This window comes from Myxococcales bacterium, assembly GCA_022184915.1.
Taxonomy (GTDB): domain Bacteria; phylum Myxococcota_A; class Polyangia; order Fen-1088; family Fen-1088; genus JAGTJU01.
Genome location: JAGTJU010000013.1, coordinates 16,095 through 28,865 on the forward strand (window position 1 = coordinate 16,095; position 12,771 = coordinate 28,865).

At 65.1% G+C, this 12,771-nt stretch carries 13 protein-coding genes; 5 read left to right on the plus strand and 8 right to left on the minus strand.

Going from position 1 to position 12,771, the window contains the following annotated elements; translation table 11 throughout:
• The first annotated feature begins 203 nt into the window (after positions 1–203).
• Complete coding sequence (locus tag KA712_26025; protein ID MCG5056411.1) at positions 204–695, plus strand: hypothetical protein; 492 nt, start codon at positions 204–206, stop codon at positions 693–695.
• Between the two features lie 12 nt (positions 696–707).
• Here KA712_26025 and KA712_26030 read toward each other — a convergent pair whose 3' ends face one another.
• The 4 genes from KA712_26030 to KA712_26045 form a co-directional block, all read right to left on the minus strand.
• The gene (locus tag KA712_26030) at positions 708–1,325 is read right to left on the minus strand and encodes a hypothetical protein (protein ID MCG5056412.1); all 618 of its coding nucleotides are present in this window, start codon (positions 1,323–1,325) and stop codon (positions 708–710) included.
• Between the two features lie 15 nt (positions 1,326–1,340).
• Positions 1,341–2,201 (minus strand): HEAT repeat domain-containing protein, encoded by an 861-nt coding sequence (locus KA712_26035; protein MCG5056413.1) that lies wholly within the window; start codon positions 2,199–2,201, stop codon positions 1,341–1,343.
• Positions 2,198–3,382: a hypothetical protein gene (locus KA712_26040; GenBank protein ID MCG5056414.1), complete on the minus strand. Its 1,185-nt coding sequence runs from the start codon at positions 3,380–3,382 to the stop codon at positions 2,198–2,200. The genes KA712_26035 and KA712_26040 overlap by 4 nt, the downstream gene beginning before the upstream one ends.
• A gap of 81 nt (positions 3,383–3,463) precedes the next feature.
• On the minus strand, positions 3,464–3,946 hold the full coding sequence (locus KA712_26045; GenBank protein MCG5056415.1) for a VanZ family protein: 483 nt from the start codon (positions 3,944–3,946) through the stop codon (positions 3,464–3,466).
• A 25-nt stretch (positions 3,947–3,971) separates the two neighbouring features.
• On the opposite strand from KA712_26045, the gene KA712_26050 reads away from it, so the two are divergent.
• The 4 genes from KA712_26050 (at position 3,972) to KA712_26065 (ending at position 6,566) form a co-directional block, all read left to right on the plus strand.
• A complete protein-coding gene (locus KA712_26050; GenBank protein MCG5056416.1) occupies positions 3,972–4,397 on the plus strand; it encodes a PilZ domain-containing protein in 426 nt (141 codons plus the stop codon).
• 110 nt (positions 4,398–4,507) lie between these two features.
• Positions 4,508–5,146 carry a dTMP kinase gene (gene tmk / locus KA712_26055; protein ID MCG5056417.1) on the plus strand — a complete coding sequence of 213 codons (639 nt, stop codon included), beginning with the start codon at positions 4,508–4,510 and terminating at the stop codon, positions 5,144–5,146.
• Complete coding sequence (locus KA712_26060; GenBank protein MCG5056418.1) at positions 5,143–5,718, plus strand: hypothetical protein; 576 nt, start codon at positions 5,143–5,145, stop codon at positions 5,716–5,718. Before tmk ends, KA712_26060 begins: the two co-directional genes overlap by 4 nt.
• 8 nt (positions 5,719–5,726) lie before the next feature.
• A complete protein-coding gene (locus tag KA712_26065) occupies positions 5,727–6,566 on the plus strand; it encodes a hypothetical protein (GenBank protein MCG5056419.1) in 840 nt (279 codons plus the stop codon).
• 84 nt (positions 6,567–6,650) lie between these two features.
• On the opposite strand, the gene KA712_26070 is transcribed toward KA712_26065, so the two are convergent.
• From KA712_26070 to KA712_26085, 4 genes are all read right to left on the minus strand, one after another.
• Positions 6,651–8,630 (minus strand): serine/threonine protein kinase, encoded by a 1,980-nt coding sequence (locus KA712_26070; protein MCG5056420.1) that lies wholly within the window; start codon positions 8,628–8,630, stop codon positions 6,651–6,653.
• Positions 8,631–9,104: 474 nt separating this feature from the next.
• Positions 9,105–11,234 carry a bifunctional (p)ppGpp synthetase/guanosine-3',5'-bis(diphosphate) 3'-pyrophosphohydrolase gene (locus tag KA712_26075; GenBank protein MCG5056421.1) on the minus strand — a complete coding sequence of 710 codons (2,130 nt, stop codon included), beginning with the start codon at positions 11,232–11,234 and terminating at the stop codon, positions 9,105–9,107.
• A gap of 234 nt (positions 11,235–11,468) precedes the next feature.
• Positions 11,469–12,107, minus strand: a complete 639-nt coding sequence (gene gmk / locus KA712_26080; protein ID MCG5056422.1) for a guanylate kinase — start codon at positions 12,105–12,107, stop codon at positions 11,469–11,471.
• A partial coding sequence (locus tag KA712_26085; GenBank protein MCG5056423.1) for a DUF1732 domain-containing protein occupies positions 12,104–12,771 on the minus strand: 668 nt, incomplete at its 5' end. The genes gmk and KA712_26085, both read right to left, overlap by 4 nt.

Genomic DNA, 12,771 nt, shown 5'->3' on the forward strand with positions numbered 1-12,771 from the left:
CTTTGGGCCCTCCGGCGGACGAGCCCCGGCTTGCATTAGTTGACATAATATCTGTTATCGGACAAATCGGTGTGGGCGCAAAATGGAAATGTCCGGTTTGTGCAAGATAGAAATGTCCGGTTTGGAGGACGATGCATTTCGCTACGGTCGGCCGGCCTTGACTTCAGAAGCACCCGGCGATCGACGATGCTAACCTTGCAAACGTGGGCGTCGATCAGCAGGAATTCGAGGCGTTCGAGCAGCTGGTGCTGCGGACGTACTTCGAGACGAGCGGTCCACCTCTGACCGCCGCGTTCGTTGCCTACGCCGCGGGCATCTCTCAGCAGCGGGCTTTGCGCATGTTGGCCCAGATGCTGGAGGCTGGCAGCCTCTCGGCACGGGCCACCCACACGGGGGTCGTGGAATACTTCGTCCCCGGAACGCCCCGGCCCGTAGACGCCCCCGTGGCCTTTGCCCACGGCCCAAGCCCCCGATCTCCTCATCCCGAGGCCGCTCTCGACAACCCCGTGACCGCGGTATGCCTCTCCGTGCTGGTCCCCGGCGCCGGCCACATCTACAGCGGTCGCCCGGGCGCCGGTGTTGCGTGGATGGCCAGCACCTTGGTCGGCTATGCGTGTTGCTTCTTTCCGGGCCTGCTCCTCCACGGCCTGTGCATGCTCAGCGCCGCGCACGCACCGGGCATCCGTCGAGGCTGACGAGCGGCGGCTTTAGCCCGTCAGGCTTGCTTCTTTTTCCCGCAGCAGCTCCTTGAGCGCCGTCACGGCCTTGGCCTGTTCCGACCCTGGCGCCGCCGAGCTCTCCAGCGCCGCCACGGCTTCGTTCAGCGTGCGGACATCGTCGTCCGCGCGCCGGCGCAGCGCCTCGTGCATGTCACGGAACTGCGTGTAGAAGCCCTGCAGCTCGTCCCCCTTGCGCAGGCCTCGCAGGGATGGGCCCAGGCGGTTGTCGCGCACCCGCTGGAAGATCGTGGCGATGCTGTACAGCGGCCCGGCGATGCGGTGAGTGATCAAGATTCCCACCCCCGACACCGAGGCCACCAGCACCAACCCGAAACCCACGATGCCCCAAAGCACCATTTTGTCCTTGCTGGCGAACTCGGACTGCAGCTGCTCGGCGCTCACCGGGTCGACCAAGCCCGTGAGGGCAATGATGCGAGAGGTGTCACGGGTGGCCTGGTAAATCATGTAGCCGAGCCCCGCGGTCAGGAACGCCGCCACCACCACGATGGCGGCCGTGTACCGAAGCTGCAACCCTGCGTCCAGAAGGTAGTTCCGGATCCGGCGCTTGTATTTGGTCGTGTTCTCGCTTGGCACTTGCGCTTCCATCGTACCGATCCTCTCTTAGCCCCCTTGGGATTGGAAGAAACGCTTGAGGTCGTCTCCCAATTGCCCCGCCGACGCCTCCAGGCAATCTCGGCGAGCCATGTCCTTGTCCTGTGGGCGTGACCCTCCCTGCACGGCCGCCCCTGCACTCGTCCACATGAGGATGCTCTTGGAGGGCCAGCGCGCCACCATCACCTTGACGTCGCAATTGATCTCCACGGCGCCCCCGACATTCGCCTCATCGAGCTGCGTCACGTTGCCGTCGATGAGGAAGCCCAGGCGACCCGCCTTCGCGAAGTCGGCTTTCTCTTCCGAGGTCAGCGAAAACGTGACCGCGCCAAGGTCGCTCAGTTTCTGTTGAATCGCCTTGCGCAACAAGCCGAGCGATTCGCCCGAAGCAGCCTTGGTGCCCCCCGAGAACGGGCCGAATTCGAGGTAGATGCGGGCCTTGCCGCCGCCCTCGCCTCCGTCACGACCAAGCCCGGCCAAGGCCCGTTCGAGCTGGGAGCGTACGAACTTGTCGCCCTCCGCCTTCAAGGCGGTGCGCAGGTGGTCGGCGGCTTCGGGGGCGCCCAGACGTCCCAGCGATTGCGCGGCCACCGCCCGAACGGTGTTGTTGGCGTCACCAAGTGCCTTCGCGAGCGCCGGCACGGCAGCTCGGTCCCCCAGCTTGCCAAGGACCAGGGCCGCCTGAACCCGAACCTTGTAGCTCGAGTCGGTGAGCAGGATCTGGGACAGCTCGTCCACCTTGCCGGCTCCCTCGGCCCCCCTTATCCCTACCAGGCCCGCCAACAGCGCACCCAGAACGCCCGCGCACAAACGGGCGCGCATAGAGCGCTTTCGTCTCTCGAGGCTCTGCCCGGCGATGGTTGCAGTCATTCCGCATCCATACTCATCGGCACAGAGACCTCCGGCTTCAAGGTCAACACGAAAGACCACCCCGTTCCGGGGGCCGCCTCCCCCGGCTCGACTTCGATCAGGCCTCCGTGCATCTCGAGGACGGCCTTGGCCAACGCCAGCCCCAGGCCATGCCCCACGGGGACGTGCCGGGCGGTCCGGGCGTAGGGCTCGAACATGCGATCCCGCTCGTCGGGCGCCAAACGGTCACCATCGCCCCCGATGGTCGCGCAGACGCGGTCTTCACGGTTCTGCACGGTGACCGTGACGACGCGATTCAGCGGCTGCCGGAGGGCGTGGGCCACCAGGTTCTGGAGGGCGCGTTTGAGCAGTTCCCGGTCTCCCCGCACGGTGGCTCGGCTGAGGGCCAGCACCTCCACCGTTTTGCCGGCGGTGCGCGCCCAGGCAGACAAGTCATCCCGCGCCTCGTAGGCAAGCTGCGCCAACGAAACCGACGCCTCCGATAAAACGATGCGCCCCTCTTCGACCCGCTCGTAGTCGAGCACGGTTCGCAACCCGCGACTCATCTGAGCACACAGCGTCCGGGTGTCCTGTATGCACTCGGAGACCTCGACGTCGTCCGTTCCCCCGCGACCGAAAAGCTGCTGCGCCATGAACTCGAAGTTCGCCTGCAACGCGGACACGGAGCTTTGTAGATCGTGAACGAAGCTCGACACCCAACGCCGCTGCTGGGCGATCGTCGAACCCTGAGTTTTTCGTTTGCGCTCCTCCCGCCGGAAAAGTGCGTGCGTCCGGAGCAACGCCCACAGACGAGCACGCCGCTCGCTCGCATCGGTCGAGGGGCTGAAGATCGCGTCCGCCCCTGCCCCGATGGCTCGCACGCGGTAGGTGCGGTCCTCGCCCGGGCCGTAAAGCACCACGGGCACGAAGTGCGTTCGCGTGTTGCCCTTGAGCCGCTGGCACAGCTCTACCCCACCCGCCGGACCGATCCCGTCGTCGATGAGCACCACATCCGGAGGATGGATCAGGGCTTCCTCGAACGCGGTCTCCGCGTCCGTGACCACTTGAAGGTTCAGGCGCAGAGATCGAAGGAACTCCACGAGGGGCTTTGCAGCGCTTCGGTCGGGCGCGACCACCAAGCCCTCCATGTCGCCTGGCAAAGCGACGACGTCACTGCGGGTGGTGCTCTCGTTCGGAAGCATATGTGGCCCGCAGGTTCCTTCCGAGCTCACAGTAACAGCTCTCAGGATTCCTATCAAACTCGAGAGCACGGCGGCTCGCCCTCATCCTCGAGGGGGCTGCGTGCGCGCGGGGGTCACCCCCTCCTTCGACGATGACGGCGACGATGACGGGCGACGCGCCCGCAAGCGCGCGGTGCCTGCCAGGTAAGCCAACACGAGCGCGGCACCGATTCCTGCACCCAGTCCATCAGCGAGGAGGTCCTTCGGGTCCGGCGAGCGATTGGGAACGAACGCCTGGTGCAGTTCGTCCGTGGCTCCATAGAGAAGGGATGCACCCGCAGCGACCGCCCAGACCCGGAAGCGGGTCCAGCCTGGGAACTCGTTGGCCAGCGCGCGCGCAAGCAAGCCGCCGAAAAAACCGTAGACGAGCGCGTGGACAGCTTTGTCGGCGAAGGCGAACGAGACTTGTGGGTACGAGGTTCCTGGGATGGACGACGCCACGAAGAGCAGCAGCGCCCAGAGCCCCGGTGCCAACCACCACAGCCGCCTCCGACGTTGTCGCACATGTAGGATTTTTGACTTCATATCAATACACAGTTATGTTCTGAGCATGCCAGACAAGCCCCGCCTGCCCAAAGCCCCCCTGCCCGCGCCCCTGCCGCGTTTGGTGACGCCAGATACAGACGAAGAAAAACGAGAACACCTGCGTTTCGACAAGGTTTTTCCCGTTCGGGTGGAAAGCCTTCTCTTCGGTGAGTTCCGCTGCGTGGCGCGCAACGTCTCTGCCGGGGGAATCTTCATCGAAACCCGGGATCACCTGCCCCTGGGAGCACAGCTGCGGGTCTGCTTTTTGACGCCGGACGAAAGCGGCGAAATCGTGGCCATCGGCGAAGTCAAAAACCACTACTTCATCAATTTTGCACAAGCTGGCGAGAGCAGGTCGGTTTCTGGCATGGCCGTCCGCTTTTTGTCGTTCGAGGAAGAAAGCGAAGTGCACCTGCGCGCCTGCCTCGACCGCTTCCGGGTCCTTCACTGAACCCGGGCGGCCGCTTTCCAACAGCCGGACCGCGGCAAGCGCCCACGATCACGGACGATTGGGATCTCCGTTGTGGCGCGGAGCCGCGTTGTGTAGAAACCTGGCCGAACGTGACGGCGCTATTAATCGTTCTCGAAGGCATCGACGGCTCAGGCACCACCACCCAGGCGGCTCGTCTGGTGAGCCGTTTGCAAAGCCTCGGCCGACTGGCTCACGGCACCCGCGAGCCCTCTACGGGGCCTGTCGGGGCTTTGCTTCGCGAGTTGTTGATGGGACGTCATGCCATGGCAGATGATCGACCCGTCGGGGGCGACACCATGGCCCTGCTCTTCGCGGCAGACCGCAAGGACCACCTCCAGCGAGAGATCGAGCCCCGCCTGGCCGAGGGCTGCGACGTGGTGTCTGACCGTTACGTCTGGTCGTCGTGGGCCTACCAGGCACAGGAAGCTGACCTGCCCTGGGTGAAGGCGCTCGGCCGCAACCTGCGTGCACCTGATCTGACCCTTCTCATCGACCTTCCGATCGAAGAGGCCGCACGCAGGCGGGCCCTCGCAGGGCGTCCCGAGGAACGTTACGACGCAGACGCGACACTGGCCCGGGTGGCCCGACAGTACCAGCGCCTGGCCGCCGATGATCCCAATGCCAGGGTGGTGGATGGGAGCCCTTCGATCGACGAGGTCACCGCCCGCATATGGTCCGAGGTGGACCGTTTGCTTGCATCCCGATCGCCGAGCCAGGAGGCCCCTTGACCCGGTTCCGTGTCCTTGCTTCGATTTCCTCAGCGACACTCATCGCGCTCGGCGCGGCGCTGGGAGCCTGTGCCCACACCCCGACACCCGCCGAGGAAGGTCTGGCGGCACCCATGAGCGAGGCCCCCCTCACAGAGCCTGCGGGCACAGCCGACCGGGCGGTCGAGGCTCCGGCTGAGGCCGCTCCGCCTCGTTCACCCACGGAGCGTTGCCGCTCCATGGTCGGCACCGATGCCATCAAGCGGGAGGCCGTCAGCGCCGTCGTTGCGGCGGGTCTCGGCCAGTGGTTGCAGGGCGTAAAAGTTGAACGAGTTCTTGAAGGGCGGGCCTTCAAGGGCTGGAAAATACAGCTTCTTCACCTTGAGAACCCCTGCTACGCTGCCGTGGACCTTCGCCCGGGCGATGTGGTCACGGCCATAAACGGCCAAGGTCCCAAACCGCTGGAACGTCCGGAGAGCGCGATGGCCGTGTTCAACAGTCTGGCCTCCGCCCCGGCGATCGAGGTGACCTACCTTCGCGAAGGCGCCCCCCGAAAGCTTCGCTTCGAGATCGTGCAATCCGAAAAGCCTTGACCCCCTTCATGCCTCACGACTTAGCCCCTGCAGAGACACCCTTGCCCACGCGCTTCGAGCTCCGAACCCGAGGCGACGATGGCGCCTGGACGACCTTGGCGACCGTCTTCGAGCGGGAGGGCCAAGCGAGCTTCATTCTCGCGGATCTTCCCTGTGGCGAGTGCGGGCCTTGTCGACGGGCGCTCGTCTCGAGCTGCGTGAATCCGCAACGCTGGACCGCAATGGAGAACCAGCCACCGCCCGCACGGTATCGCTTTGGCTTCGACACAGCCAGGCTCCCCCTCGCAACGGCGGCGTGGGCTGCAGCCGTGGCGCCGCTGCTGGAGGCCATCGGACGAGCGGGACTCGGCCCGGGTGACGTTTCCTTTTGGTTGGGCAGCAGCCCCTACGCCGTACTCGGCGCGTGCTTGGCGGCCGTTCGCGGAAGCAAGGCGTACCTGTGCGGGCATCCGGTACTCGAAGCGGCACTGGCCAACGTGGTCGCCGAAGATCGAGAGCAAGGCCCGCGTTTCGTCGCGCTTGGCGCGCTCGACGAAGCGGCGCTCGACGTGTCGCGGGGATCCCCTTCCGGGTTCGCCGAGCGCCACGTCTTCGTGCTCGACGCTGATGCCCTCGTGTGGTCCGCCGCCACCAACCTCCTCGTTCCGGGAACAACCCTGGTATCGCTGGGCGCCGCCCCGGCGCTCGCGGGCCTGCCAGAGGACGCACGGCTTTTCACGATGGGGACTCGCTGCAACCCCGACTTCGCACCGGAAGCCCTGGCAGCCTTGGCGACGAACGCACTCGTCGCGAGGGCCTGCGATCTGCTTCGCGCGGCGGCGCTCTTCGAGATCGCCGCCATCCCCTGAGCCACGGGATTCGAGAACGTTCCCACGGGTCCCGTGAGCGAAGGTCCGCCTCCTCGACGCAGGGGTACCGTTTCGAGGTGCGCGTCAGCGCTTCTTGTCGACGCTTTTAGCGGGCGGTTTCGGCGTCTTCCGCTTGGCGCCCGCCTTGACCTTCTTTTTAGTCGGTTTGGCGGACTCGGCATCATCGCCTCCCTCATCGGCCGCAGCCCCGGAGATCGGTTGTGCCGGCACGGGAGCCGGTGCGGCAACGGCCGCAGCCGGGGGCGCGGCCGCAGCGGGGTTGGCCGGTACCGCCGCGGGGGGGGGAGCCGCGGCCGCGGGAGGCGGAGGCGCTTTGTCCTTGCCTCCTCCCATCAGCATCAGAATGCCGACGATGGCCACTACGACCGCAACAGCCACACCCACGAACACCCCCATCTTTCGGCCGGGGGCGAGTTCGCCCACGATATCCTCCTCGGACATCTTCTCGCCGGGGATCGAACGGCCCACCGTGGGCAGAGCGGTGGCCGTGCCCCCGGTGCGAAGCGAAAACTTTTTGCGGTCGTCCGTGGTCACCGATCCGTCGTCGACGTAACGGTCTTCGATGGGACGGATGTCGTCGGAGGGCACCTCGACTTTGTCCTCGGCAGCGCCGGCAGCGGCTGCCTTTGCCTTTGCCTCGGCTACCATCTGCTCGACATCGCCCTTTTTGAACCAGAGCGTTTCTCGGAACGCGGCGCCCTTGGCGCTGCCCGACCCAGGGGCCGTCGCCGACGAGGCAGCAGGCGCAGCGGCAACGGGGGCTTGCGGCGCTTCGAGGGGATTCGGAGTGACTGGAGGCGGCGTGAGCCGAGCAGCGGCCATGGGGGATCCATCGGCGGCTCTCGGGGCAGCTGAACCCGTTGACGGGTGAGTCAGAACTACAGGCGCGGCGGGCACCGGCGTAGCCACAGGGGCCGATGCGGGTGCTGGAGCTCCCCCCGCGGCAGCGGCCGCAGCGGCCTGCCGCTGCGCGATCGCCTTTTGCACCATCTCCTGAACTTCAGACTGACCGCCCGCGAAGAGCATCGTCTTGGCGAAACCTACCGCTCCTGCGTCGGGCTTTCCGGGGGCAGCGGCGGGGGCGGCCGGCGTAAGCGCCTCGACCTCGCTCAAAAAGAGCCGCAGGGTAAGGGGCCTCTTGCTCGCATTTTTGTCGAGAGCCTTCAGCAAAACGCGGTCGACGTCGGGACTCAGGGTGGCGTCTGGACGTCTTTGGCTTGGCCCCAGGGGATAACTCGAGACGTGCAAGTCGAAAACTGCTTTTGGGTCCGCAGCCGCAAAGGGCGGCTCGCCCGTGAGCATGTGATAGAAAACACACGCCAGGCTGTAGGTGTTCGAACGCTGGTCAACGGGCCTCCCCTGGGCCTGTTCGGGGGAGGCGTACTCGGGAACACCCGACAGGCGATCATCGAAGGGCACGGCAACCGCGAAGTTGATGATCTTCACCTGGCCGGACGGGTCGAGCAGGATGTTCTTGGGCGCAAGATCCCTGTGCACCATCCCGGCTTTTTGGGCCTCGAGAAGGCCTTCGCCGATCTGCGCCAGCAACTGCTTCGCCTGCGCGAGCGGCATAGCGCCTCGCTTCAGAACACTTGCGAGGGACTCCGCGCCGGTCACCAACTCGGTCGCGACGAAATACCGACCCTCGCCCGATTTGCCCGCATCGAGGACTTTGGCCACATGAGGGTGTTCCACCCGCATGAGCTGCTTGAATTCTCGATCGAGGCGCCCGGCCGTGATGGGATTGCTCGTGAGAGCGACTGGGAGGGTCTTGAGGGCGACCTCGGCACCGGTGTGCGAATCGACCGCACGCCAGACCTCGCCGGTTCTGCCGCCACCGACCTGCGTGAGCGGCTGGAAGCGAGGGCCCGCAGCGGCAGCAACTTCGAGGCGACGAGGCCCCTCATCCGTCGCGCAGGCCTCTTCGGGGCAGAAATTCGCTTCGTCCTCGTAGGTCTTCTTGCAGTTGGGGCAGGTCTTCATCCGGCTTTGGCCTCGCGGCGAGGTCCGTGAGGGCGCGGGCGGATCTGCTCGCGACGACACGGAGTTGCGCCATCTTATGCATGGCGGAATCCGAGATCAATCTTCGCTTGATTCGGCGTTTCGGGTACGGCGGAAAGGCACCACGGCGTTAGGTGGGCGAGCCAACGAAGAAAGGCGCCCGAGACGGTGATCCGGGGCGCCCTACGGGGGTGCAGAAACTCAGTGTGCGGGGCAACTCGACGTTTGCACCGAGTCGTACCACCGACCTGACCGCGAGACGGGCTCGAAGATCAGCGGCGGCGCCTCACGCCCTCACGTGCCCTCACTTGGGAGCCGGTTGCCCGGGCTCGCCACAAGCGGCGAAGAGCTGTTCGTACGACGGGGTGGATTGACGCGCATCGCGGTTCTTCCGCTTGCGGCCCGCCTTGCTGCGGCGCGCCTCGCGACGATTCCAGGTTTTTGCGGTGTTCGAAGCCATAGTCGCGCACGTCTACCAAGGCTTCCGCAAAACGTCAACGGGCGAGTCGGCTGCGTTTACGCTTTCGACTGCGTGACCCTCTCGATCTCGACCACCCCCTCTACCGCGAACAGCGCCCGCGCAAGCCGTTTGAACTGAGAGACGTGGCTCAACATGACCTGGAAAGTGTTGATGCCGCGCTCGTCGCTGGTGCGGCATTTGGCCTGAGAAATGTTCAACTCCTGCTCCTGGAACACCCGCGACAAATTGGCGAGGATCCCGGGCCTGTTCGAGGTTACGACCTCCAAGGTCACGGGTCTGAAGAGGGTGACGGAATCATCCCAGCTCACGTCGACCCGACGGGCGGGATCCAGATCCATCGCCTTTTCGCAGTCCCGCATGTGAACCATGACGGAGCGCCCGCGCGTGGTGAAGGCGGTGATGGGGTCCCCTGGAATGGGGCTGCAGCACTTCGCAAACCGCACGACCACGTCCGCATCGCCTTGGACGCTCACGCCGCCCACGGACTTCCGCGGGGGCCGGGCACGCGCCACGGCCACGGACGAAGGCTCGGCCAAAACCGCGTCCTCGGCGACCGCCTCGGGACCTGCCCCGGGGTACATGACGCGCGCCACGAGGTCCACCGGCTGCTTTTGGTACCCAATGAGCAGGAGAAGATCGTCCGCCGTGCCGGCTCTGAGCTGGCGAGCTGCCGATTCGAGGCGCCCTTCTTTCTCGGCGGCCGAAAAATCCCGGTCCATGGTGCGAAGATGCCGAGCCAAGAGGTCACGCCCGTACTGCTTGCTCCGTTCACGCTGGGCCACACGAAGATTGTGACGCACCCTGGCCTTCGCCCGGCTGGTGACGACGAACTTCAACCACTCCTTCGCAGGTTTCTGTTTTTCGGAGGTGAGGATCTCCACGGTGTCCCCGTTGCGAAGGACGTAGCGCAAAGGAACGATGATACCGTTGATCCGCGCCCCCGAGCAGTGATCTCCCACCTGCGTGTGGACGGCGTACGCAAAATCGATGGGCGTTGAGCCCTTGGGAAGCGCCTTTACGTCGCCGTTGGGTGTAAAGACGAAGACCTCTTCCTCGAAGAGGTCGATCTTGACCGTCTCGATGAACTCCGTGGGGTCCTTGAGATCCCGCTGCCACTCCATGAGCTGCGCCAGCCAAGCGAAGGCTTTGCTGTCCGTGGACTTCAGGTGGACCGAGTCCTTTTGGCGCCAGTGGGCAGCGATGCCCAGGCGCGCCGTTCTGTCCATCTCGTGGGTGCGGATCTGCACCTCGATGCGCTCGGAACGCGGGCCAATCACCGTGGAGTGAAGCGACTGGTACAGATTTGGCTTGGGCAGCGCGATGTAGTCCTTGAAGCGGCCCGGGATGGGCGTCCATCGGGTGTGGACCGCGCCCAAGGTCGCGTAGCAGTCGCGCACTGAAGGCGTCAGGATCCGGAACGACACGATGTCGAAAATCTGGTCGGGCTCCTGACCGGACTTGCGGGTCTTTTTGAAAATAGACCAGAGGTGCTTCGTATGCCCTTGTACCTCGGCGTCGATACCTTCCTGTTCCAGTGCCTCGCGAATGTGCCGGCAGACCTCCGCAACATAGCCGTCCCGGGCCTCGCGCGTGTTGTCGAGCCGCACACAGATCTGTTCGAAGTCTTCGGGTTCGAGGAAACGAAAACAAAGATCCTCGAGCTCGGACTTCATCCACTGGATGCCGAGCCGGTTGGCAAGCGGCGCGTAGATCTCCCGTGTCTCCATCGCGATGCGCTCCTGCTTCTCGCGCGGCATGTGACCAAGCGTGCGCATGTTGTCTGCGCGATCGGCCAGCTTGATCAGCACGACCCGGATGTCCCGTGCCATGGCCAGAAGCATCTTGCGGAAGTTCTCCGCCTGGCGCTCCTCACGGCTGCTCCAGGGCACCTGGCCTAGCTTGGTCACGCCTTCGACCAGCATCTGCACCTCGGCCCCGAAGAGGTCCCGGATCTCCTCGGGGGTGGCACCGGTGTCCTCTATCGTGTCGTGAAGCAAGCCTGCACAAACGGCTGCCTGGTCCAGACGAAGTTCCGCGATGGTGCGCGCAACCGCCAAGGGATGCACCACGTAGGGCTCGCCCGAGCGCCGAATCTGTCCGGCATGGTGGTGAGCCGCGTACGCAAAGCAGCGGTCGATGATGTCCAAGTCGGCCCCTGGGTCCATCCTGACGACGCTGTCCCTCAGCGCGGCGAGGCCGGCAGCGGTTTCAGTTTTGGGGGCGAGAGCTGACTCCATGGATGCTTGGCTTATTGCGCCAGATCGAGGTGTGGCGCGCACGAATCAACAGAGGAGTTTGGGCCTTTGGGCCTGCCTTCGTCAACAGCCCTGCCGCCTCACACGTTTGATGCCGATTCACCCGCGCCGGTCGTTCGCCCGCAAGAGCAACGCACTGCATCTTCAAAGATCATGACCGAAGGCCTCGTTCAGCAACATCTGCGCGCGGTGTTCGTTGCGGGTGCGGGCGCAGCACGCGGACACGTAGACCGCGGACAGCTCGCCGTAGGCCGTTTCGATCTCCTCGTTGACGACCAGGAAGTCGTAGTGCTTGTAATGCGCCAGTTCTTTTTTTGCCATCGCCAGACGGCTGCCAATGGCCTCGGGGCTCTCCGTGCCCCGGCTGCGGAGCCGCCGTTCGAGTTCGGCAAGGGACGGCGGCAAAATGAAACAAAGCACGCTGTCGTCGGGCCACTGCTGCCGAATTTGGCGCCCGCCTTGGTAGTCGATATCGAACAGGCAGTCGATGCCTTTTTCGATGGCTTCGTTGACGGTGGCTATCGACGTGCCATAGCGATTGCCGTGCACCACGGCCCACTCCGCGAACTGCTGGCCCTGCACCATGCGGGTGAACTCCTCGTCGCTGACGAAGTGATAATCGGTGCCGTCGCGTTCGCCCGCCCGAGGCTTGCGCGTGGTGTACGAAACCGAGAAGTGCAGGTTGTGGTTCTTGGCGAGACGATGCGCCAACGTGGTTTTCCCTGCGCCAGACGGCGACGAGACCACCAGCAGGATGCCTCGGCGAACGAATTTCATTGTCATTCGATATTCTGCGCTTGTTCGCGCATCTTCTCCAATTCGGCCTTGGCCTCGACGACCAATGCGCTGACGTCGGCGTCCTGCGACTTGGACGCCACCGTGTTGAACTCTCGACCGATCTCCTGAAGCCAGAATTCAATCCGACGCCCGCTTCCCTCGGCGTCGGTCGAGCCGCCGTCGACGAGCTGGGCCAGGTGTTCGAGATGGGCGCGCAGGCGCACGAGTTCTTCCGTCACGTCACTGCGGTCGGCGAGAACGGCCACTTCCTGGGCGAGCCGCTGGGGGTCAAACTCGGGGGTCTCGAGCAAGGCCGAAAGCCGCTGGCGAAGGCGACTCACGGCGCGCGCTGACGCCCCGCTCGTGCGGGCCTCGAGGGCAGAAGCAAGCTCCGCGAGCTTTCCGTGGCGCTCCCGCAGGTCGCGACCGAGCGCCTCGCCCTCCCGACGCCGGCTGCCCTGAAGGAGCGTGAGTGCCTCCGCGAAGGCGGGCGACACATCGTCCCAGGACATGCGCGGGCGGGCCGACCCTCCCTCGCTCCGGACCAAGTTTGCGAAGGCGACCAGGGTCTCCAAACTGGCGGGTTGGATGAGGCCCAGGCTGGACCTCACCCGCTCCACAGCCTCCGCCAGGCCTTTGAAGTAGGCCTCGTCCACGAGCACGCCCGAGC

Bases quoted from the DNA above. Each gene is read 5' to 3' on its own strand.
- KA712_26040 (MCG5056414.1), bottom strand. From the start codon at position 3,382: ATGCTTCCGAACGAGAGCACCACCCGCAGTGACGTCGTCGCTTTGCCA.
- KA712_26050 (MCG5056416.1), top strand. From the start codon at position 3,972: ATGCCAGACAAGCCCCGCCTGCCCAAAGCCCCCCTGCCCGCGCCCCTG.
- KA712_26065 (MCG5056419.1), top strand. From the start codon at position 5,727: ATGCCTCACGACTTAGCCCCTGCAGAGACACCCTTGCCCACGCGCTTC.
- KA712_26075 (MCG5056421.1), bottom strand. From the start codon at position 11,234: ATGGACCCAGGGGCCGACTTGGACATCATCGACCGCTGCTTTGCGTAC.
- KA712_26035 (MCG5056413.1), bottom strand. From the start codon at position 2,201: ATGACTGCAACCATCGCCGGGCAGAGCCTCGAGAGACGAAAGCGCTCT.
- gmk (MCG5056422.1), bottom strand. From the start codon at position 12,107: ATGACAATGAAATTCGTTCGCCGAGGCATCCTGCTGGTGGTCTCGTCG.
- KA712_26045 (MCG5056415.1), bottom strand. From the start codon at position 3,946: ATGAAGTCAAAAATCCTACATGTGCGACAACGTCGGAGGCGGCTGTGG.
- KA712_26030 (MCG5056412.1), bottom strand. From the start codon at position 1,325: ATGGAAGCGCAAGTGCCAAGCGAGAACACGACCAAATACAAGCGCCGG.